Annotated in this window: 2 protein-coding genes; both read left to right on the top strand. The window is 39.3% G+C overall.

The features are described from left to right. Positions 1-173: 173 nt before the first annotated feature. Positions 174-851: a Tol-Pal system protein TolQ gene (gene tolQ / locus CEX73_RS01805; RefSeq protein WP_101626894.1), complete on the top strand. Its 678-nt coding sequence runs from the start codon at positions 174-176 to the stop codon at positions 849-851. 32 nt (positions 852-883) lie between these two features. Further along, positions 884-1105 (top strand): biopolymer transporter ExbD (locus CEX73_RS01800; protein WP_260081192.1); only part of this gene is annotated, 222 nt, incomplete at its 3' end.

Genomic DNA, 1105 nt, shown 5'->3' with positions numbered 1-1105 from the left:
ATGTGATAAATATTCGTATGAACAAATCAGTTAGTGTATCTTACTTTTTTTCATACAATGCACTTGAAATACAAATTACTAGAGCTAACTCTGCCAGGTAGATATTTTTCCAGTCTGTCTCTATCTACATCTACAGTAAATAACAGTAGATTACTACTAGCGGAGTTTAAGTAGTGACTAATATGAATATTTTGGCTTTTTTCCTCACTGCTAGTTTTCTAGTCAAACTAATATTGCTAGTTTTGATGTTTTTTTCGATTATATCCTGGGCTATTATTATCCAGCGTACCTGTGTAATTAACGCAGCCTACCGCGAAGTGGAAGCATTTGAAGAGAAATTTTGGTCTGGTATTGAATTATCCCGACTCTATCAAGAGAGCGAAGCACGTAGCGATAATCTAGGTAACTCAGAACAAATTTTCTACGTGGGATTTAAGGAGTTTATCAGGCTTCATAGTGCAAAAACTACCTTCCCCGCCGCCGTAGTGGAGGGTGTATCGCGCGCTATGCGTATTTCGATGAACCGAGAACTAGAAGCACTAGAAACAAATGTTTCTGTTTTAGGAAATATCGGTTCTATAAGCCCCTATATTGGTCTTTTAGGCACAGTTTGGGGCATTATGCACGCTTTTATTCGCCTAGGAGCGGTCAAACAAGCTACACTACAGATGGTAGCACCGAGTATCGCCGAAGCGCTAATTGCAACAGCGATAGGTCTATTTGTTGCTATTCCGGCGGTAATGGCATTCAACCGACTAAGCCAGCGTATCAATCAGCTTGAACAGAACTACGATAATTTTACCGAAGAATTTATCGCCATATTATTTCGTCAGGCCTTCGCTAGCACCTAAATATAAGTATAAGTAAGAGTAAAAAGATGAAGATAAGTATGGCAAGAAGAAGAGTACGTAGAGAAATCAATGTTGATATTAATCTTATTCCCCTCCTTGATGTTTTGTTGGTGCTAGTGTTAGTTTTAATGGCGACGGGGCCTATTATCACACACAGCATTGAAGTTGATTTACCTGATGGAACTCACTTAAATTCCGTAACGAGCGATGATACGAAGTCAGTGATCGTAGAAGTAAGGGGTCGTAACCAATAC

It is taken from the genome of Candidatus Palibaumannia cicadellinicola (assembly GCF_002855795.1).
GTDB classification, from domain to species: Bacteria; Pseudomonadota; Gammaproteobacteria; order Enterobacterales; family Enterobacteriaceae; genus Baumannia; species Baumannia cicadellinicola_C.
The sequence above is the reverse complement of the archived record's forward strand: the minus strand, read 5'-3'. Positions and strand labels throughout refer to the sequence as shown.